Annotated in this window: 15 protein-coding genes and 1 riboswitch; of the genes, 8 read left to right on the top strand and 7 right to left on the bottom strand. The window is 67.3% G+C overall.

The window, feature by feature from the left end:
- The first annotated feature begins 245 nt into the window (after window positions 1-245).
- Both secA and E5790_RS06370 read left to right on the top strand, forming a co-directional pair.
- The gene (secA, locus tag E5790_RS06375) at window positions 246-2,978 is read left to right on the top strand and encodes a preprotein translocase subunit SecA (protein ID WP_111205765.1); all 2,733 of its coding nucleotides are present in this window, start codon (window positions 246-248) and stop codon (window positions 2,976-2,978) included.
- Between the two features lie 102 nt (window positions 2,979-3,080).
- A complete protein-coding gene (locus E5790_RS06370) occupies window positions 3,081-4,034 on the top strand; it encodes a Nudix family hydrolase (RefSeq protein WP_049406070.1) in 954 nt (317 codons plus the stop codon).
- 103 nt (window positions 4,035-4,137) lie between these two features.
- Here E5790_RS06370 and E5790_RS06365 read toward each other — a convergent pair whose 3' ends face one another.
- Entirely contained in the window at window positions 4,138-4,722 is a 585-nt protein-coding gene (locus E5790_RS06365) for a DUF4124 domain-containing protein (RefSeq protein WP_049440193.1), read from the bottom strand.
- A gap of 40 nt (window positions 4,723-4,762) precedes the next feature.
- A complete protein-coding gene (gene metF / locus E5790_RS06360) occupies window positions 4,763-5,590 on the bottom strand; it encodes a methylenetetrahydrofolate reductase [NAD(P)H] (protein WP_032956691.1) in 828 nt (275 codons plus the stop codon).
- Window positions 5,591-5,793: 203 nt separating this feature from the next.
- On the opposite strand from metF, the gene E5790_RS06355 reads away from it, so the two are divergent.
- From E5790_RS06355 to E5790_RS06335, 5 genes are all read left to right on the top strand, one after another.
- Window positions 5,794-6,720: an alpha/beta hydrolase gene (locus tag E5790_RS06355; RefSeq protein ID WP_111205766.1), complete on the top strand. Its 927-nt coding sequence runs from the start codon at window positions 5,794-5,796 to the stop codon at window positions 6,718-6,720.
- Between the two features lie 36 nt (window positions 6,721-6,756).
- Window positions 6,757-7,806, top strand: a complete 1,050-nt coding sequence (locus tag E5790_RS06350) for a histidine kinase (RefSeq protein ID WP_014645952.1) — start codon at window positions 6,757-6,759, stop codon at window positions 7,804-7,806.
- Complete coding sequence (locus E5790_RS06345) at window positions 7,803-8,534, top strand: LytTR family DNA-binding domain-containing protein (protein WP_014645953.1); 732 nt, start codon at window positions 7,803-7,805, stop codon at window positions 8,532-8,534. Before E5790_RS06350 ends, E5790_RS06345 begins: the two co-directional genes overlap by 4 nt.
- 50 nt (window positions 8,535-8,584) lie before the next feature.
- Window positions 8,585-9,169: a DUF3228 family protein gene (locus E5790_RS06340; RefSeq protein ID WP_014645954.1), complete on the top strand. Its 585-nt coding sequence runs from the start codon at window positions 8,585-8,587 to the stop codon at window positions 9,167-9,169.
- Window positions 9,170-9,270: 101 nt separating this feature from the next.
- On the top strand, window positions 9,271-9,906 hold the full coding sequence (locus E5790_RS06335; protein WP_111205767.1) for an energy transducer TonB: 636 nt from the start codon (window positions 9,271-9,273) through the stop codon (window positions 9,904-9,906).
- Window positions 9,907-9,976: 70 nt separating this feature from the next.
- Here E5790_RS06335 and E5790_RS06330 read toward each other — a convergent pair whose 3' ends face one another.
- From E5790_RS06330 to ahcY, 5 genes are all read right to left on the bottom strand, one after another.
- Window positions 9,977-10,462, bottom strand: coding sequence for a hypothetical protein (locus tag E5790_RS06330; RefSeq protein WP_032956702.1), 486 nt, complete (start codon window positions 10,460-10,462; stop codon window positions 9,977-9,979).
- Entirely contained in the window at window positions 10,462-10,935 is a 474-nt protein-coding gene (ybaK, locus tag E5790_RS06325; RefSeq protein WP_053494932.1) for a Cys-tRNA(Pro) deacylase, read from the bottom strand. The genes E5790_RS06330 and ybaK overlap by 1 nt, the downstream gene beginning before the upstream one ends.
- A gap of 110 nt (window positions 10,936-11,045) precedes the next feature.
- The gene (locus tag E5790_RS06320) at window positions 11,046-12,389 is read right to left on the bottom strand and encodes a peptidoglycan-binding domain-containing protein (RefSeq protein ID WP_014645958.1); all 1,344 of its coding nucleotides are present in this window, start codon (window positions 12,387-12,389) and stop codon (window positions 11,046-11,048) included.
- 50 nt (window positions 12,390-12,439) lie between these two features.
- Complete coding sequence (locus tag E5790_RS06315; protein WP_136191711.1) at window positions 12,440-13,228, bottom strand: lysozyme inhibitor LprI family protein; 789 nt, start codon at window positions 13,226-13,228, stop codon at window positions 12,440-12,442.
- Window positions 13,229-13,486: 258 nt separating this feature from the next.
- Window positions 13,487-14,932: an adenosylhomocysteinase gene (gene ahcY, locus E5790_RS06310; RefSeq protein WP_014645960.1), complete on the bottom strand. Its 1,446-nt coding sequence runs from the start codon at window positions 14,930-14,932 to the stop codon at window positions 13,487-13,489.
- A gap of 36 nt (window positions 14,933-14,968) precedes the next feature.
- Window positions 14,969-15,052: riboswitch (S-adenosyl-L-homocysteine riboswitch) on the bottom strand.
- A gap of 120 nt (window positions 15,053-15,172) precedes the next feature.
- On the opposite strand from ahcY, the gene E5790_RS06305 reads away from it, so the two are divergent.
- Complete coding sequence (locus E5790_RS06305) at window positions 15,173-17,689, top strand: prolyl oligopeptidase family serine peptidase (RefSeq protein ID WP_136191710.1); 2,517 nt, start codon at window positions 15,173-15,175, stop codon at window positions 17,687-17,689.
- Window positions 17,690-17,880: the final 191 nt, after the last annotated feature.

Here is a 17,880-nt window from a genome sequence, read left to right as displayed (position 1 = left end):
CCGATTCGGTTGAGGGCTGGGGTCAGAGCCCTTTCGCCATGGCGAAAGGGGTCCGACCCCGCATCCGTGTTTCTTTGCCGAATCCGGGGCGATTGCGACCGGATTGGCGCTTGAAACCTCAGCCGCCCGTCCCAAGCTACAATGGGTGTTGCCATCGACAGGGCGCCAGGCGCCCTGTTTCGTTTGCGGCGGACGGATCCCAAGGGGGAGGCCGGGCGTCGTGTCCATCCAACCCGGTTCCTTCAATGATCAACAGCCTGCTTACCCGCGTATTTGGCAGTCGTAACGAACGACAGCTGCGCCAGCTCAACCGCATCGTCGCCAAGATCAATGCGCTGGAGCCGGAGATCGAGAAGCTTTCCGACGAGCAGCTTCAGGCCAAGACGCCGGAGTTCAAGCAGCGCATCGCCGGCGGTGAAGCCCTGGACAAGGTGCTGCCGGAAGCGTTCGCGGTCTGCCGCGAAGCCGGCCGCCGCGTGCTGGGCATGCGCCACTACGACGTGCAGCTGATCGGCGGCATGGTGCTTCACCTGGGCAAGATCGCAGAAATGCGCACCGGTGAAGGCAAGACCCTGGTGGCGACCCTGCCGGTGTACCTCAACGCGCTGGAAGGCAAGGGCGTGCACGTGGTCACCGTGAACGACTACCTGGCCCGCCGCGACGCCGCGCAGATGGGCAAGCTGTACAACTGGCTGGGCCTGAGCGTGGGCGTGGTGTACCCGGGCATGCCGCACAGCGAAAAGCGCGAAGCCTACGCGGCCGACATCACCTACGGCACCAACAACGAATTCGGCTTCGATTACCTGCGCGACAACATGGCGCTGTCCAAGGCCGACCGTTACCAGCGCGGCCTGCACTACGCCATCGTCGACGAAGTCGACTCCATCCTGATCGACGAAGCGCGTACCCCGCTGATCATCTCCGGTCCGGCCGATGATTCCCCGGAGCTGTACATCCGCGTCAACCGCGTCGTGCCGCACCTGGTCAAGCAGGAAGCGGAAGACGGCGAAGGCGATTTCTGGGTCGACGAGAAGGGCAAGCAGGTGCATCTGTCCGAAGCGGGCATGGAGCACGCCGAGCAGCTGCTGGTTGAAGCCGGCATCCTCGACGGCGAGACCGAAGGCCTGTACGCGGCGCAGAACCTGACCGTGGTCCACCACCTCAATGCCGCCCTGCGCGCGCACGCGATCTACCAGCGTGACGTGGACTACATCGTGCGCGACGGCGAAGTGGTCATCGTCGATGAGTTCACCGGCCGTACCCTGGCCGGCCGCCGCTGGTCCGACGGCCTGCACCAGGCGGTGGAAGCGAAGGAAGGCGTGCCGGTCCAGCGCGAGAACCAGACGCTGGCGAGCATCACCTTCCAGAACCTGTTCCGCATGTACAAGAAGCTGTCCGGCATGACCGGTACGGCCGACACTGAAGCATTCGAGTTCCAGAGCATCTATGGCCTGGAAGTGGTGGTGATCCCGACCAACCGCCCGACCATCCGCAAGGACAGTCCGGACCAGGTGTTCCTCAACCGCAAGGGCAAGTTCAATGCGGTGCTGGCCGACATCGAAGAGTGCGCCAAGCGCGGCCAGCCGGTGCTGGTGGGTACCACCTCGATCGAAACCTCGGAAATGCTGTCCGAGCACCTGAGCAAGGCCGGCGTGAAGCACGAAGTGCTCAACGCCAAGCAGCATGACCGCGAAGCGACCATCGTCGCCAACGCTGGCCGCCCGGGCGCAGTGACCATCGCCACCAACATGGCCGGCCGCGGTACCGACATCGTGCTGGGTGGTTCGCTGGAAGCCGAGATCCACGCCCTGGGCGAGGACGCGACCGACGAGCAGAAGGCAGCGGTCAAGGCCGAATGGCAGAAGCGCCACGAGGCAGTGAAGGCGGCCGGCGGCCTGCACATCGTCGGCACCGAGCGCCACGAATCGCGTCGTATCGACAACCAGCTGCGCGGCCGTTCGGGCCGCCAGGGTGACCCGGGTTCGTCCCGCTTCTACCTGTCGCTGGAAGACAACCTGATGCGCATCTTCGCCTCCGACTGGGTGCAGAAGGCCATGCGCATGATGGGCATGAAGGAAGACGACGTCATCGAGGACCGCCTGGTCAGCCGCCAGATCGAAAAGGCGCAGCGCAAGGTCGAGGCCCACAACTTCGACATCCGCAAGAACCTGCTGGACTTCGACGACGTCAACAACGACCAGCGCAAGGTGATCTACGCCCAGCGCGACGAGCTGCTGGATGCCGAGTCGGTGAAGGCGAATGTCGATGGCATCCGCGACGACGTGATCTTCGACATCGTGGCGCGCTTCGTGCCGCCGAACTCGATCGACGAGCAGTGGGACCTGCGCGGCCTGGAAGCGACCCTGGAGTCGGACTTCGGCCTGCAGATGTCGCTGACCGACCTGGTCAAGGAACACGAAGAGCTGGACGCCGAGGCCATCGCCACCAAGGTCCAGGAGCGCGTCAACCAGCACTTCGCCGAGAAGGAAGCCGGCCTGGGCGAAGAAACCATGCGCGCGCTGGAGAAGCACGTGATGCTGACCGTGCTGGACCAGAGCTGGAAGGAGCACCTGGCGCGCATGGATTACCTGCGCCAGGGCATCTACCTGCGTGGTTACGCGCAGAAGCAGCCGAAGCAGGAATACAAGAAGGAAGCCTTCGAGCTGTTCTCGGACATGCTGGAGAACGTCAAGCGCGAAGTGGTGACCCTGCTGGCCCGCGTGCGCATCCGCAGCGACGAGGAAGTGCAGGCGCTGGAAGCGGCCGAGCGCCAGCAGGCGCAGGCGCGCCTGAGCCAGTCGCAGTTCCAGCACCAGGATGCCGGCGGTTACAGCGCCGACGAGGAAGCCGCGCAGGTCGAAGCCGCCCAGCAGGGCGTGGCCACGCTGCAGCGCGACGAGCCGAAGATCGGCCGCAATGATCCGTGCCCGTGCGGCAGTGGCAAGAAGTACAAGCACTGCCACGGCCAGCTGAGCTGACCCCGGAAGGCCCCGCGCAAGCGGGGCCTTCTGCTTTGGCGCGGGCGATCCGGCGCGGATTCGTGATTGCGCTGGCCGCCCTGTTCTGGGCATGCTGGCCCCATGGTTTCTCCCACCCGATCGATCCATGTCGTGGCCGCCGTCATCACCGACGCCCGTGGCCGCGTGCTGCTCAACCGCCGTACCGAGAACCGCGACATGGCTGGCCTGTGGGAGTTCCCCGGCGGCAAGCGCGAATCCGGCGAGACCTCCGAACAGGCGCTGGTGCGTGAACTGCGCGAAGAGCTGGGCATCGAGGCCGATGTCGGGCCCTGGCTGATGGATGTGCCGCAGCGCTATCCGGACAAGCACCTGACCCTGGAAGTGCGCCACGTGCGCAGCTGGAAGGGCACACCGCGCGGGCGCGAGGGCCAGGCGATCACCTGGGTGGCGCAGGACAAGCTGGGCCGCTATTCCATGCCGCCGGCCGACCTGCCGGTGGTGGCCGCACTGCGCCAACCGGATCGCTACCTCATCACGCCGGCGCCGGCCGAAGATGCCGGCGGCGTGCAGCACTGGCATGAACGGCTGCAGCAGGCAGTGGCGGCGGGCCAGCAGCGCATCCAGCTGCGCCTGCCGCCGGAGCATCCGCAACGGCAGGCGATGATCGAACAGGCCGTGCGCGCGCATCGTCGCGGCGTGCAGTGGCTGCTCAACCGCGATGTCGCGTTGGCCCGCACACTGGGCGTGGGCGTGCACCTGGGCAGCGAGCAGTTGCTGGCCCTGCAGGAGCGGCCCTTGCCGGAAGGACAGCTGGTCGCCGCGTCCTGCCACGACCTGGAGCAGCTGCAGGCGGCGCAGCAGCTGGGCTGCGACTTCGCGGTGCTCGGCCCGGTGCAGGCCACGGCCAGCCATCCCGGGGCAGTGCCGCTGGGCTGGGAGGCCTTCGCTGCGCTGCGCGCGCAGGTATCGCTGCCGATCTACGCGTTGGGCGGCATGGCCGCCGGCCATATCGCCGAAGCGCGTCGGCATGGCGGGCAGGGCATCGCTGCGATTCGTGGGCTGTGGCCGGCGTGAGCCGGCATGCGGGGTCAGATCCCTGCGCAGCAGGGCTCTGACCCCATCGCGGCAATCCGGGGTCGGAGCCCTTTCCGCTGGAAAGGGATCCGACCCCTCCCGATCACAACGTGATCCAGAAGCATCCGTATTGCCGCCGCAATCCCAGCACCGTGGACGCTCGCGACGCGCTGCCGGGCAGCGTCTGCTCCAGGCGCAGGCCGACCGGATGCCGTGGCGCTGGCGGCTCAGGGGCGGATTCCTGCGCCGCAGGGCTCTGACCCTCTTCCTGCGAGGACGCCAGCCCCTGTGGCGGATACACCGGCACCACGTCCACCAGTGGCCGCCGTGCCAAGGATTCCAACTGGCCGAGGATGCGCTGCGCGCCGGCATCGGAGACCGCACCCCACAGGTACAGCGAGGACAGCCGGTTCACATCGTTGCTGACGATGCCGGTGCGCAGTGCCTCCACCAGCTCGCTCAGGCGTCGTGGGCAGCGCGCACCCAGGGTGTCGCGTGGCAGGGTGCTGCCGGTGGGCGCGGGCGGTGGCAATCGCGACCGGGCGCCAACGCTGTCGCAGGGGCGGTCGGTATACACGCTCTGCCCCTGCGCATCGGTGCAGCGGTTCAAGCGCGGGGACTGCGCATGGACAATGCTCGATACCGAACACAACGACAGCAGCAACAGCAGGAAGGAAAACCGGTTCATCGGCGCAGGGTAGCGCCGATCGCGGTGGCATGGCGTGCTTTCAGCCGTGCAGCAGCTTCAACACCGACGTGGTCGGCTTGGCCAGGTTCAAGGTGTAGAAGTGCAGGCCCGGCGCGCCGCCCTCGATCAGGCGCTGGCACAGTTTGGCCACCACTTCGGTACCGAACGCCCGCACCGATTCGGCGTCATCGCCATAGGCCTGCATCTTGCGGCTGATCCAGCGCGGGATCTCCGCACCGCATTGCTCGGAGAAGCGGCGCAGCTGGCTGAAGTTGGCGATCGGCATGATGCCGGGCGTAATCGGCACCTGCACGCCGAGCCGGCGCACGGCATCGACGAAGTGGAAGTACGCATCCGGGTTGTAGAAATACTGGGTGATCGCCGCGTCGGCGCCGGCATCGATCTTGGCCTTGAAGTGCTTCAGGTCGGCCAGTGCATCGGAGGCCTGTGGATGGGTCTCCGGATAGGCACCGACTTCGATGCGGAAGGCGGTGCCGTGTTCGGCGCGGATGAAGTCGATCAGCTCGGCGGCGTAGCGCATGTCACCGGGGAAGCCCATGCCGGAGGGCAGGTCGCCACGCAGCGCGACCAGGCGATGGCAGCCGATGGCGCGGTACAGCTTGAGCAGTTCGCGGATTTCCTGGCGGGTGCCGCCGACACAGGACAGGTGCGGTGCAGCCTCGAAGCCGTGGTGCTGGTTGAGGTGGCGCACGGTCTCGGAGGTATAGCTCAGGGTCGAGCCACCGGCGCCGAAGGTACAGGACACGTACTCGGGGCCGTAGTCCTTCAGCCTGGCCGCGGCGCGGTCCAGCTGGCTGCGCTGTTCGTCGGTCTTGGGCGGATAGAACTCGAAGCTGATGGCGGTCATGGCACGGGCGGCAGCGGCGGGTGCGGGTCAGTATATCGCTTCATCAAGATGGATGTTAGTTGGCTGCATGGACTGGCACCGTCCGCCGCCGGCGACCGTTTGCCCGGGTCTGCGGCCGTTGCTCCGGAATCGCAACCTGGCTGCCGTAGCCGGGCGCACGCTGCTCCCATCCCGGCACCCCCCACCTGATGAAGGAGCACACGATGAAGATCTTCCTGGCCCTCTGGTACGCGATGAAGGCCCTGGCCCGGCTGGCGATGATCGGCATGGCGATGGCCGTGCTCGGCTCCGGTTCCGCGCATGCCGCCACCGGCTCGACCGCTGGCAAGGTACAGGTCGAGGTGGTCGGCATGGGGCGACCGCTGCTGATGATCCCCGGCCTCAACAGCAGCGCCGAGGCCTGGCGCGAGACCTGCCTGGCCCTGAAGGACGTGCAGTGCCACCTGGTGCAGTTGCCGGGCTTTGCTGGCGCGGCAGCGGCCGACCCGCGCCCGGCCGGCTTCCTGCCGGCGATGCGCGGGCAGCTGCTGGCCTACCTGCATGACCAGCACCTGGGGCCGGTGGTGGTGGTCGGCCACAGCCTCGGTGGCGTGCTGGGCCTGCAGATGGCGCAGGCCGAGCCGAAGGCGATCAGCGCACTGGTGGTGGTCGATGCCCTGCCGTTCCTGCCGGCGGCGCGCGACCCGAGTGCCACCGCTGACAGCGTGCGGCCGATGGCCGACCAGCTGCGCAAGGGCATGCTGGCCGCCGATGCCGTGCAATGGCAGGCGCAGTTGAAGGCGGGCCTGCCGGGCATGACCCGCGATCCGCGGCGCCAGGCCGAGCTGGGCCGCTGGGGCGAAGCCAGCGACCGCCAGACCACGGCCGATGCGATGCATGCGGTGATGACCACCGACCTGCGCGACAGCATCGCTTCGATCACCGCGCCGACGCTGGTGCTCGGCAGCTGGGCCGGCTACCAGCCGATGGGCGGCACCGAGGACGGCACGCGTGCGGTGTTCCAGGCCCAGTACGCGAAACTGCAGGGCGTGCAGATCGCGATGAGCGCGCAGGGTTTCCACTTCCTGATGTGGGATGATCCGCGCTGGTTGCAGGAACAGGTGCAGCGTTTCCTCGCCGCGCATCCCTGACCCTTGTCCGCCCTCCTGCCACCGCCGAGAGCCCGCATGGACGCCACCACGCCTTCCCGCCGTTTCTGGACGCTCAATGCACTGGCATGGGCCGGCTATGCGCTGTACGGGCTGTGGGTCGGCATGCGGATCGGTGGCGGCATCGTGTTCAGTGGCATCGTGCTGATCACCGTCAGCGTCGCGGTCTCACTCTGGCTGTGCAGCGGCGCATTGCGTTCGGTTGCACTGCGCCAGCGCTGGTGGGAGGGCAGCCTGGGCAGCCTGGTGCTGAAACTGGCTGCCGGCGTGGTGCTCGGGGCCAGCGTCGCACAGGCGGTAACGGCGGCGCTGCTGCTGCCGGCGCTGGCGCTGGGTTGGGTGCAGCTGCCTGGCGGCCATGCGGATTACCAGTGGTCTTCGGTGCTGCTGTATTGGATGAACACCGCGTTGTTCCTGCTGGTGTGGACCGGTTTGTGGGCGGGCCTGCACGGCCTGCGGCGGGCACGCTACAGCGAGCTGGCACGCCTGCGCGCCGAAGCCGAACGCAGTGCGCTGGAACGTGACGCACTGCGTGCGCGGCTCAATCCGCATTTCATGTTCAATGCGCTGAACAACCTGCGTGCGCTGATCCTGGAAGACCCGGAACGGGCCCGTGACATGGTCACCCGCCTGTCGCGCACGCTGCGCCAGGCGCTCGCCCACAACCGCAGCGAGCAGGTCACGCTGGCCGAGGAACTGGCGGTGGTCGATGATTACCTGGCCATCGAGGCGGTCCATTTCGAACAGCGCCTGCAGGTGCGGCAGCAGATCGATGCCGATGCCACGCAGGCGCAGCTGCCGGCGATGGCGTTGCAGTTGCTGGTGGAGAACGCGATCAAGCACGGTATCGCCAGCCGTCCCGGCGGCGGCGAGGTGCAGATCCGCGCCACGCTGGACAATGACGTGCTGCGGTTGCAGGTGGACAATCCACTTCCAACCGGCAGCGAACCCACCCATGGCCATGGCGTCGGCCTGGCCTACCTGCGTGCGCAGCTGGGCATGCGTGGCCGATTCGTGCTGCAACCGGCCGGTGACCGCATGCAGGCCCTGCTGGAGATTCCGCAATGACTGGCATGCTGCGCGTGTTGATCGTCGATGACGCACGGCTGGCCCGGCAGGAGCTGCGCACGCTGCTGTCGGCGCTGCCGTGGGTGCAGTGCGTGGGCGAGGCCGACGACGTGCCCGCCGCACGCGAGGCGATCACCACGCTGGCACCGGACCTGGTGCTGCTGGATGTGCAGATGCCCTCCGGCAGTGGTTTCGACGTGCTGGACGGCCTGGACACGGTGCCGGCCGTGGTCTTCGTCACCGCCTACGACACCTATGCGGTGCGTGCGTTCCAGGCCAACGCGCTGGACTACCTGGTGAAGCCGGTGGAGGCGCCGCGGCTGCTGGAAGCGCTCGAGCGGGCGCGGCAGTGCGAGGCGGTTGCGGCCGACGTGCCGGAATCGCGCGGCACGCTGGGCGCGCACGACCAGGTGTTCGTGCGCGAGGGTGAACGCTGCTGGTTCGTGGCAGTCTCCGAGATCCGTCGGCTGGTGGTGGATGGCAACTACACGCGGCTGTGGTTCCGCGACCAGAACGCACTGCTGACCCGCAGCCTGAGCGCGCTGGAAGCACGTCTGCCGCCGGATCTTTTCTTCCGCGCCAACCGCAACACACTGGTCAACCTGCGCCGTATCCGTGGGGTGTCGCCCAGCATCGGCGACGGCTATGACCTGACGCTGGATGATGGCAGCGAGGTGGAGGTATCGCGGCGGCAGGCACGCGAGCTGCGCGAGCGGATGGCGTTGTAGGTGCTGCCAGCGGTTACCCTGTGCAGCGGATTCCCAGATCACGCCGCGCCATGTCCATCGTCCTCACCGATTTCGCCCGTCCCCGCCTGTTCCCGCGCGTGCCACGCGGCAATACCATCCAGGACTGCACTGCCGAGCAGTTCGAGGCACACCTCAATGCGCACGCGCCGCTGAAGGTGCTCGACGGCTACGCCCCGTTCTGCAAGTTGTTCGTCTACGAGAACTGGACCAGCACGCGCTGCCTGACGGTGCCGGTCACCGAGGCCAACCGCCACCAGCTGCGCAGCGGCTACGAAGCGCGCAACCGCGAGGAACTGCCGGTACTGGTGCGCTGGTTCGAGGGCGTGGAGTCGCCGCGCGCGAACTACCTGGTGGTGATCCTGTACAACGCCGAGCAGCTGGCCAGGGAAGGCTCACCGATCGAAGCCGACTGGGGCATCGTCGGCTGCATCTACACCGCCGAACCGGAAGAAGTGCCGATGGCGCCGATCACCATGATGCGCAATGCGCTGGGCGTGGAGGAGGGCGGTTCCGGCGTGCCATTGGACAAGGAGGCCTACCGGCGCTCGGTGGAGTTCTGGGAGAACAACGCCAACTGGCGGCCGGGGTCGGATCCCCGCATCGCAGGGCTCTGACCCGATCATTCGAGCCCCCGGTCGAAGCCTTTCCCTGAGGAGGGGATCCGATCCCAGGCGCGCGCTATGATCGGGCCAGGCAAACCCAAGGAGGGCGGGGCATGGCGGTCTGGGCAAGGATGATCCTGATGTTGCTGGCGGGCACGCTGCCCGCCACCCCGGTACTGGCCGCGAAGCCCTCTGCCGGGATGGCCTGCGAACCCATGGCACGCCTTCCCGGGCTGCGCGATGCGGGCGTGACCGCGCTGTCGATGCAGCCGCAGGACGGCCGCTGCGTGATTGAAGTGGCGGCGGCCAATGGCAACGCGCTGCGTCGGCAGCAACGAATGCTGGAGGCGCTGGTGCAGCATGCCTGCGCCGCGCCGGCGCACGTGACCGTGAATGAGGTGCAGGTATCCCTGCAGCTGCGCCTGCCGACGTCCTGCGCGGCACGCAGCAACCGGGATCTGTTCGCGGGTGAAGGTATTCCCTGGCTGCCTCCACGCGGCGTGTCGCCGCGCTATCCGGTGGAGGCCATGCGGCAGGGGCTGTCCGGCCGCAGCATGCTGAAGGCGTTGGTCGATGCGCGGGGGCGCGTTGCGGCCGTGATCGTGGAGACCTCCAGCGGTCATGCGTTGCTGGATGACGCTGCAGCGGAGGAGCTGCAGGGCTGGCGTTTCAGCCTTGCCGATGCGAAGGGTACGGTGCCGGCGTTGACCCTCGTGCGCATGCCGATGCGGTATGAATTCGTGGAGTGAGCGTCATCCACGCATGGCATGGATCTGGACGTACCGCAGCGGAGCCACGCCGTGCGTGGCTGCATCACTGTCAGAGGCGCTTCCACTCCCACCACGGGTAGTGGTATTCACGCTCGGTGGCGCTCCACGGCTGCGTGCAGGACGTGCACGTCACCCGGTAGCACTCACCCCAGCCATCCTCGGCCTCGCCTCGTCCGAGCAGCAGCACGTGGCCCTGTTCCAGCAGCGGTGCAGGGTTGAAGAACACATAGGAAGGGTAGAGTGCGCACAGGCACCCCTCACGCGCCCGCCAGTAGCGCAGCCGTTCCAGGGCCGCCTTCAGGTGCGCCTGGTTGCTGATCAGCATGCCGCCAAGGGCGATGCCCTCGCAGCTGCGTTCGATCGTATCCACATGTGCGACCAACGCGTCCAACGACGCGGTGCTGAACAGCCGTGCCACCGTGCGTGCGGCATCGGTGATGCGCGTGGCATCGCGCGACAGCAGGTCCTGCAGCAGCACGTCGGCCTGTGCATCGTCGAGCCGGGGTACCGGCGCTGCAGACCACGGCCAGCGCATCAGCGTGACTTGCCGATGGCAGCGTAGTGGCCGGCGGTGAGGCGCAGAAGATCGGCCGGTGCCAGTTCTACCTCGAGGCCACGGCGCCCGGCGCTGACATGCAGCGCGGGCAGCGCTTCGGCACTGGTGTCCAGGAACGTGCGCAGGCGCTTCTTCTGCCCCAGCGGGCTGATGCCACCGACCAGGTAGCCGGTGGCGCGCTGTGCGGCATCGGCGGCGGCCATCTCGCACTTCTTGCAGCCGGCGGCTTCGGCCAGCGCCTTCAGGTCGAGCTGGCCGGCGACCGGCACGATCGCCACCAGCAGTTCGTGTGCTTCCGTGCTGGCCAGCAGGGTCTTGAACACCTGGGCCGGGTCGAGGCCGAGCTTGTCGACGGCTTCGCCGCCATACGATTCGGCGTGGGCGTCGTGCACGTAGCTGCGCACGGTGTGGGCGATCTTCTCGCGCTTGAGCAGGTTGATGGCCGGGGTCATGGGCGCATCCTAGCGCGAGGTAGGGATATTGCCTTGACCGAAACTCGCGCATCAACGCAGGACGGGCCCCCGAAGGCGCCCGTCCCGGCTGTGATCGTCGGCATCCCGCGTCAGCGCGACATCGACTGCTGCGTCTGAATCTGTTCCTGGGTCTGTCGCTGCGACAGTTCGTTGTCCAGCGCCTGGCTATGCCGCGTGCTGTCCTGCAGCGTGTGGTTCGCCGCCTGCGACAGATCGACGTAAGTGCGGTGCATGGCGGGATCGCCAAGCTGGCCCTGCACGGCGAACACGCCCTGGTTGTCCGGCCGCGCCAGCACGGTATCGACCTGGCTCATGCCGGCCAGCTTGGACTCGTAAGCCACCAGGCCTGCGGCGTTCTCGAGCTGGCTGCGGTCATTGAACAGTGGCGCCAGGCCACCCTGGCGGCGTTGTTCTTCCAGCGTTTCCAGCTTTTCCACGACCTGCTGGTAACGCGGGTTGTCGGCGTGGCCGGGGGTGGCCATGGTCGGTTCGGCGGCCTGCTGTTGCTGTTGCGCGATGGCCTTGTCGAGCGCACCCAGGGTGGTGGCACCGACCTTGCCATCGACGGTGAGCTGGTGCTCACGCTGGAACTGCTTGACCGCTTCCAGGGTGCCGGGCCCGAAATCGCCATCGGCTACCAGTGGCTTGCCGTCCTTGCCCAGATAGCCCAGGTCGGCCAGCTTCTGCTGCATCGCCTTTACCTCATCGCCCCTGGCGCCGCTGACCAGTACGCCGTTGCCGCCGGGCGCGCCGGGCGACCCGTGCGAGGGGGCATGGGTGGGGGTGATGCCCAGCTGGGTCATGGCCCGGTCGAAGCGCTCATCGCGGCTGGTCACCGCGGCCGGCGACTGGATGCCGTACTTGGTGGCATCGACGAAGTTCTGCACGTCGCCGCGGGTCGGCGGATTGCCGGCCTGGACCGTACCGCCCTGCAGCTTTTCCGCGTTGCCGGCCAGATAGCTGATGAACTGCGGGCCCATGCCGCCGAACTGGTTGTCATAGTCGGCCATGGCCAGCTGCAGTTCGGGGTTCGCCGCGATGGCATCGGCGGCGGCCGGGTTGGTGGCACGCACCTTGGCGATGGCTTCATCGACGCGCTCGATGGCGCTGTCCAGCTTGTCGTTGGTGAGCTGGTCCATCTTCGCCTGCGGAATGGCCTGCAACTTGGCGTCAAGCGCCGCCAGCTGCCGGGTGCTCAACCCGCCCTGCTGGGACAGCAGTTCGATGTCAGCGGCGGTGAAGCCGTTGTCGCGCAGGAAACGCCTGGCCTGTGGATTGCCGCCGACATCGAACTGCACCAGTCCGAACGAGTAGGTGCTTGCGCCTTTCTGCGCGTATGAGAAGTGGTCCAGGTGGCGGGTGTTGCCGCCCAGCTCCGTGTTGAGGAACAGCGTGGACAGCTGTTCGCGGGTAAGGGTGGAATCCTTTGCCATGGTCATCGTCCTTCAATGTGGGAAAAAGCGCCGGGCGCACCCAGCGGATGTCAGCCGGCGCAGTGCTGCTGCGTGAAGCCGAGCAGCTGGCGGACGGCCTGGGTGCCGTAGGCGGCCGATGCCGGTACGAGGGCGAACTGGCCGACCATCTGGTTGCTGCACAACTGCACGTTGCGCTTGCCGGCGGTGGTTTCCTGGATGCAGTTGGCCGCCAGCACGGCGTTGGGGCCACCGCCCACGTTGGTGGCGGCCGTACAGCCCAGCAGGCGGCCTTCCTGGCCGTTTTCTCCCAGCAGCGTGTTGAAGTTCGCCAACTGGCTGTTGGGGTCGCGCAGCACCAGCAGGTCCACGCACTGCTGCTGGCCGTCGGGCACTTCGCAGGCGTCCTGGTCGACCAGGCCGTCGCGCGTGGCCGAGAGCACCTTGAGGCGATCGGCAAATACCTGTTGCAGGCAGTGCGCGTCACCGCACAGGTCGCGCGTATGCTGGATCCAGCGCTGCTGCTCGGCCTGCAGCTTGTCCTTGCCGGCGGCATCGAGGCTGTCGCGTGCGGAGGCTTCAGCCTTGGCCAGCTCGGCTTCCTGCTGCAACAGGGCGGGGTCGTTGCAGATCAGGGTCTGTACCTGTGATGCCCCCTCGGCGCAGGCAGCGCTGCTGCCCGTGGCCGCTGCCGGGGGGCTGGTTGCCTTGCCGTCGGTGCTTGCCTGGCCGGTGTTCGCCGCCGGCGCGCTGGCACCGGCATCGCTGCCAGACGGGCTGCAGGCGGCCAGCAGGGCCACCCAGCACAGGATCATCAGGGGCTTCATCGCCCGGGTCACTCGGTCATTGTTGCGCGGCATGTCCTGTCCTTTGCTGTCAGCGTCCCGGCGCATGGACTGCAGTTGGCAGTCCATGGGGGCATAGAGACTAGCAAGCGGCTTCTTAGGGCACTGTGACAGGGCGCGCGGATCTGCTGCGGGGCGACGCAACGCAGAACGGGCGCCCGAAGGCGCCCGTTCTGTCTGCATCTGTTGCCGGGGTCAGAGCGCTTTCCTGCGGAAAGGGATCCGACCCCGCCTGCGCCGGTAGTGCCGGCCGCTGGCCGGCACCGCGCACGATCAGTAGCGGTAGTGGTCCGGCTTGAACGGGCCTTCCACCGGCACGCCGATGTAGTCGGCCTGTTCCTGACTCAGGGTGGTCAGCTTCACGCCGATCTTTTCCAGGTGCAGGCGAGCCACTTCTTCGTCCAGCTTCTTCGGCAGCAGGTACACCTTCTTCTCGTAGCTGTCCTTGTTCGCCCACAGGTCGATCTGTGCCAGGGTCTGGTTGGCGAAGCTGTTGGACATCACGAAGCTCGGGTGGCCGGTGGCGCAGCCCAGGTTCACCAGGCGGCCTTCGGCCAGCAGGAAGATCGCATTGCCGTTCGGGAAGATGTACTTGTCGACCTGCGGCTTGATGTTGACGTGCTTGATGCCGGCGAAGGACACCAGTGCGTCGACCTGGATCTCGTTGTCGAAGTGGCCGATGTTGCAGACAATGGCCTGGTCCTTCATCGCGCTCAGGTGCTCGATGCGGATGATGTCCCTGTTGCCGGTGGTGGTGACGTACAGGTCGGCACGGCCCAGGGTCGATTCGATGGTGTTGACTTCATAGCCTTCCATCGCCGCCTGCAGGGCGCAGATCGGGTCGATCTCGGTGACGATCACGCGCGCGCCGTAGGCACGCAGCGACGCGGCGCAGCCCTTGCCGACATCGCCGTAGCCGCAGACCACGGCTACCTTGCCGGCCAGCATCACGTCCATCGCGCGCTTCAGGCCGTCGGCCAGCGACTCGCGGCAGCCATACAGGTTGTCGAACTTGCTCTTGGTGACCGAGTCGTTGACGTTGATCGCCGGGATCAGCAGGGTGCCGGCCTGGGCCAGCTGGTACAGGCGGTGCACGCCGGTGGTGGTCTCTTCGGAGACGCCCTTCCAGTCCTTGACCACGCGGCCCCAGTAACCCGGGCGCTCCTTGGCAACGCGCTTGAGCAGGTTCTTGATGACCTGTTCTTCGTGCGAGGCGGACGCGGTGTTGACCCAGTCGCTGCCGTTTTCCAGTTCGTAGCCCTTGTGGATCAGCAGGGTCACGTCACCGCCGTCGTCCACCACCAGTTCCGGGCCGGTCAGGGTGCCGTCGGCCAGGGTGAAGGTCAGCGCGTCCAGGGTGCAGTCCCAGTACTCTTCCAGGGTCTCGCCCTTCCAGGCGAACACCGGGGTGCCGGTGGCGGCGATGGCGGCAGCCGCGTGGTCCTGGGTCGAGAAGATGTTGCACGAGGCCCAGCGCACGTCGGCGCCGATGTCCTTCAGGGTCTCGATCAGCACCGCTGTCTGGATGGTCATGTGCAGCGAGCCGGTCACGCGCACGCCCTTCAGCGGCAGCTCGGCCTGGTACTTGCGGCGGATCGACATCAGGCCCGGCATTTCGTGCTCGGCGATGTCCAGTTCCTTGCGGCCCCAGTCGGCCAGCGTGATGTCGCGGATCTTGTAATCACCTTCGGTGGAGAAGGTCTTGGCAACAGCGTTCATTCGTGTGCTCCGGTTGTGGGCGAGCGGGTGCTCGCATCTAGCCGGGCGCCGTTGTTACAAAGCCACCTTACCGAGCCTGGCCGGGCCTCATCGGATCCGGTCGCAGCGCCCCTCGGCAGGGGAGAACCCCCATTATATCGCGGCCCCGGCATGACATCCGGATGACCCAACCATCGGCAGATGGGGGCGCGTGCACGGCCTGTTAAGGTCGGTGCTTTCACGCATCACGCAGGTAGAACGATGAGCATGCACGCGCGCCGTACGCGGCGCTGGACCGGCCTGGTCCTGTCGATGGGACTGCTGGCCGTGGCCCCGCTGGCCTGGGCGCTGGCCCCACAGCCCGCTGCAGCACAGGCGCAGGGTGCCAATGGCTACGAACTGCCCTCGGCGGCGCTGCAGGCGGTGGTCGACGCACCGCGCGCGCCGTCGCTGCACCTGTCGCCTCGCCGCGACATGGCCGCGTTGATGCAGATGCCGTCGCTGCCGTCGATCCGGGTGGTGGCGCAGCCGGAACTGAAGCTGGCCGGCCTGCGCATCAACCCGCGCACGTTCTCCGACAGCCGTTTCAGCTTCGGCGAGAAGCTGTGGCTGATGAACGTGGCCGATGGCAAGGAACGGCAGATCAGCGGCCTGCCGGCCACGCTGTCGATCGCCAGCCTGATGTGGTCTCCGGATCAGAAGTGGCTCGCTTTCAACCAGGTCGACGCCACCAGCGGCGCCAACGAACTGTGGCTGGTGGACGTGGCCGCCGGCAGCGCCCGCCGCCTGGTTGCCGGCTTGAACACGGTGATCGGCAGCGGTTACCAGTGGCTGCCGGACAGCCGCGGGCTGGTGGTGTTCACCCGCCCGGCCAACCTCGGTGCGGCCCCGGCCACCGACGGCATCCCGACCGGCCCGGCCGTGCAGCAGACCCGCCGGGGCGATGGCGTGGTGTCGATCCGTACCTACCAGGACCTGCTGAAGAACGAGGCTGACGCGCGCCAGTTCGACTACTACGCCACCACACAGCCGGTGGAAGTCAGCCTGGATGGCAGCACCCGCCCGATCGGCGCGGCCGGCATCTTCATGGGCTTCTCCGTGTCGCCGGATGGCCGCTTCGTGCTGCGCCAGCCGGTGCAGCGCCCGTATTCCTACGTGGTGCCGGTGAGCAGTTTCCCGCGCCGCATTGAAGTGATCGACCGTGCCAGCGGCAAGCTGGTGCATACCGTGGCCGTGCGTCCACTGGTGGAAGGCCTGCCGACCGGCAACGACGCCGAAGTGACCGGCGTGCGTGACATCGGCTGGCGTGGTGATGCCGACGCGACCCTGGTCTGGGCTGAAGCGCAGGATGGTGGCGACCCGAACAGGGATGCCAAGGTGCGCGATGCGGTGCTGATGCAGGCCGCGCCGTTCGACACGCCGCCGGTGACGCTGGCCCAGCTGGGCAGCCGCCTGGCCGGTATCAGCTGGGGCCGTGGCGACCTGGCCCTGCTGACCCAATCGTGGTGGAAGACCCGCAGGACCAAGACCTGGCTGATCGCCCCGGACAATGCCAGCGCCGAACCGCGCCTGCTGTGGGATCGCGATGCGCAGGACCGCTACGCCGATCCGGGCCGGCCGCTGCGGGCCAGCGACGAGCGCGGCCGTTCGCTGCTGCAGACCAGCGCCGATGGCGGCAGCCTGTACCTGGCCGGCGCCGGTGCTTCGCCGGAAGGCGACCGTCCGTTCGTGGACCGCTTCGACATCGCCACGGGCAAGGCAACGCGCCTGTTCCACTCGCAGGCGCCGAGCTATGCGCTGCCGGTGGCATTGCTAGACAAGCAGGGCAGTTCGCTGCTGCTGAGCCGCGAGAGCCCGGACGAGCCGGCCAACTTCTACGTGCAGTCGCTGGTCGATGCTGGGAGCGCACCGCGCGCGCTGACCCATTTCGCGCATCCGCTGCCGCAGCTGAAGGGTGTGCAGAAGGAGCAGATCCGCTACAAGCGCAAGGACGGCGTCGACCTGACCGCGACCCTGCTGCTGCCGCCGGGATACGACCCGAAGCGCGACGGCCCGCGCCCGCTGCTGATGTGGGCCTACCCGGGCGAGTTCAAGAGCGCGGCCGCGGCCAGCCAGGTGACCGATTCGCCGTATCGCTTCAATGCGGTCAGCTACTGGGGTCCGCAGGCGTTCCTGGCCAAGGGTTACGTGGTGCTGGCCAGCCCGTCGATGCCGATCATCGGCGAGGGCGACAAGGAGCCGAACGACACCTACATCGAACAGCTGGTGGCCAATGCGCAGGCGGCCGTGGATGAAGTGGTGCGGCGTGGCGTGACCGACCGCGATCACATCGCCATTGGTGGCCATTCGTACGGTGCGTTCATGACGGCCAACCTGCTGGCACACACCCGCCTGTTCAAGGCGGGCATTGCGCGCAGCGGCGCCTACAACCGCACGCTCACGCCGTTCGGCTTCCAGGCCGAGGAGCGCAACTACTGGCAGGCGCAGGACGTCTACCAGAAGATGGCGCCGTTCAATTACGCCGACAGGATCAAGGATCCGATCCTGTTCATCCACGGCGTGGACGACAACAACTCCGGCACGTTCCCGATCCAGAGCGAGCGCATGTTCGCGGCGGTGAAGGGCCTGGGTGGCACCGCGCGGCTGGTGATGCTGCCCAACGAATCGCATGCCTACCGCGCACGCGAATCGATCATGACCATGCTGGCCGAGAGCGAGCGCTGGCTGGAGCAGACCATCGGCCCGGCCGAGCAGGGCACGGCGAAGAAGAAGCGCTGATACGTGCATGAGGGTGGCCGCTGCAACAGCGGCCGCCTGTGCGGCTGCGCCGCCGCCCGAGCATGGGCTCGGGCGCTACACGGTGTCACGCGCCATGACGCTTGTAGAGCCGAGCCCATGCTCGGCTGCGTCCGCCATGGATACGTGCAGATGAAACCATTCTTGCATCGCAGCACGACGCCCGATCTGGG

Source organism: Stenotrophomonas sp. PAMC25021, assembly GCF_004795795.1.
Taxonomy (GTDB): domain Bacteria; phylum Pseudomonadota; class Gammaproteobacteria; order Xanthomonadales; family Xanthomonadaceae; genus Stenotrophomonas; species Stenotrophomonas muris.
The sequence above is the reverse complement of the archived record's forward strand: the minus strand, read 5'-3'. Positions and strand labels throughout refer to the sequence as shown.

Excerpts from the sequence above, each read along its gene's own strand:
- E5790_RS06345 (WP_014645953.1), top strand. The coding sequence starts at position 7,803 with ATGACTGGCATGCTGCGCGTGTTGATCGTCGATGACGCACGGCTGGCC.
- E5790_RS06315 (WP_136191711.1), bottom strand. The coding sequence starts at position 13,228 with ATGCCGCGCAACAATGACCGAGTGACCCGGGCGATGAAGCCCCTGATG.
- ahcY (WP_014645960.1), bottom strand. The coding sequence starts at position 14,932 with ATGAACGCTGTTGCCAAGACCTTCTCCACCGAAGGTGATTACAAGATC.
- E5790_RS06365 (WP_049440193.1), bottom strand. The coding sequence starts at position 4,722 with ATGAACCGGTTTTCCTTCCTGCTGTTGCTGCTGTCGTTGTGTTCGGTA.
- E5790_RS06355 (WP_111205766.1), top strand. The coding sequence starts at position 5,794 with ATGAAGATCTTCCTGGCCCTCTGGTACGCGATGAAGGCCCTGGCCCGG.
- metF (WP_032956691.1), bottom strand. The coding sequence starts at position 5,590 with ATGACCGCCATCAGCTTCGAGTTCTATCCGCCCAAGACCGACGAACAG.
- E5790_RS06320 (WP_014645958.1), bottom strand. The coding sequence starts at position 12,389 with ATGGCAAAGGATTCCACCCTTACCCGCGAACAGCTGTCCACGCTGTTC.
- E5790_RS06305 (WP_136191710.1), top strand. The coding sequence starts at position 15,173 with ATGAGCATGCACGCGCGCCGTACGCGGCGCTGGACCGGCCTGGTCCTG.
- E5790_RS06330 (WP_032956702.1), bottom strand. The coding sequence starts at position 10,462 with ATGCGCTGGCCGTGGTCTGCAGCGCCGGTACCCCGGCTCGACGATGCA.
- E5790_RS06370 (WP_049406070.1), top strand. The coding sequence starts at position 3,081 with ATGGTTTCTCCCACCCGATCGATCCATGTCGTGGCCGCCGTCATCACC.
- secA (WP_111205765.1), top strand. The coding sequence starts at position 246 with ATGATCAACAGCCTGCTTACCCGCGTATTTGGCAGTCGTAACGAACGA.
- ybaK (WP_053494932.1), bottom strand. The coding sequence starts at position 10,935 with ATGACCCCGGCCATCAACCTGCTCAAGCGCGAGAAGATCGCCCACACC.
- E5790_RS06340 (WP_014645954.1), top strand. The coding sequence starts at position 8,585 with ATGTCCATCGTCCTCACCGATTTCGCCCGTCCCCGCCTGTTCCCGCGC.
- E5790_RS06335 (WP_111205767.1), top strand. The coding sequence starts at position 9,271 with ATGGCGGTCTGGGCAAGGATGATCCTGATGTTGCTGGCGGGCACGCTG.
- E5790_RS06350 (WP_014645952.1), top strand. The coding sequence starts at position 6,757 with ATGGACGCCACCACGCCTTCCCGCCGTTTCTGGACGCTCAATGCACTG.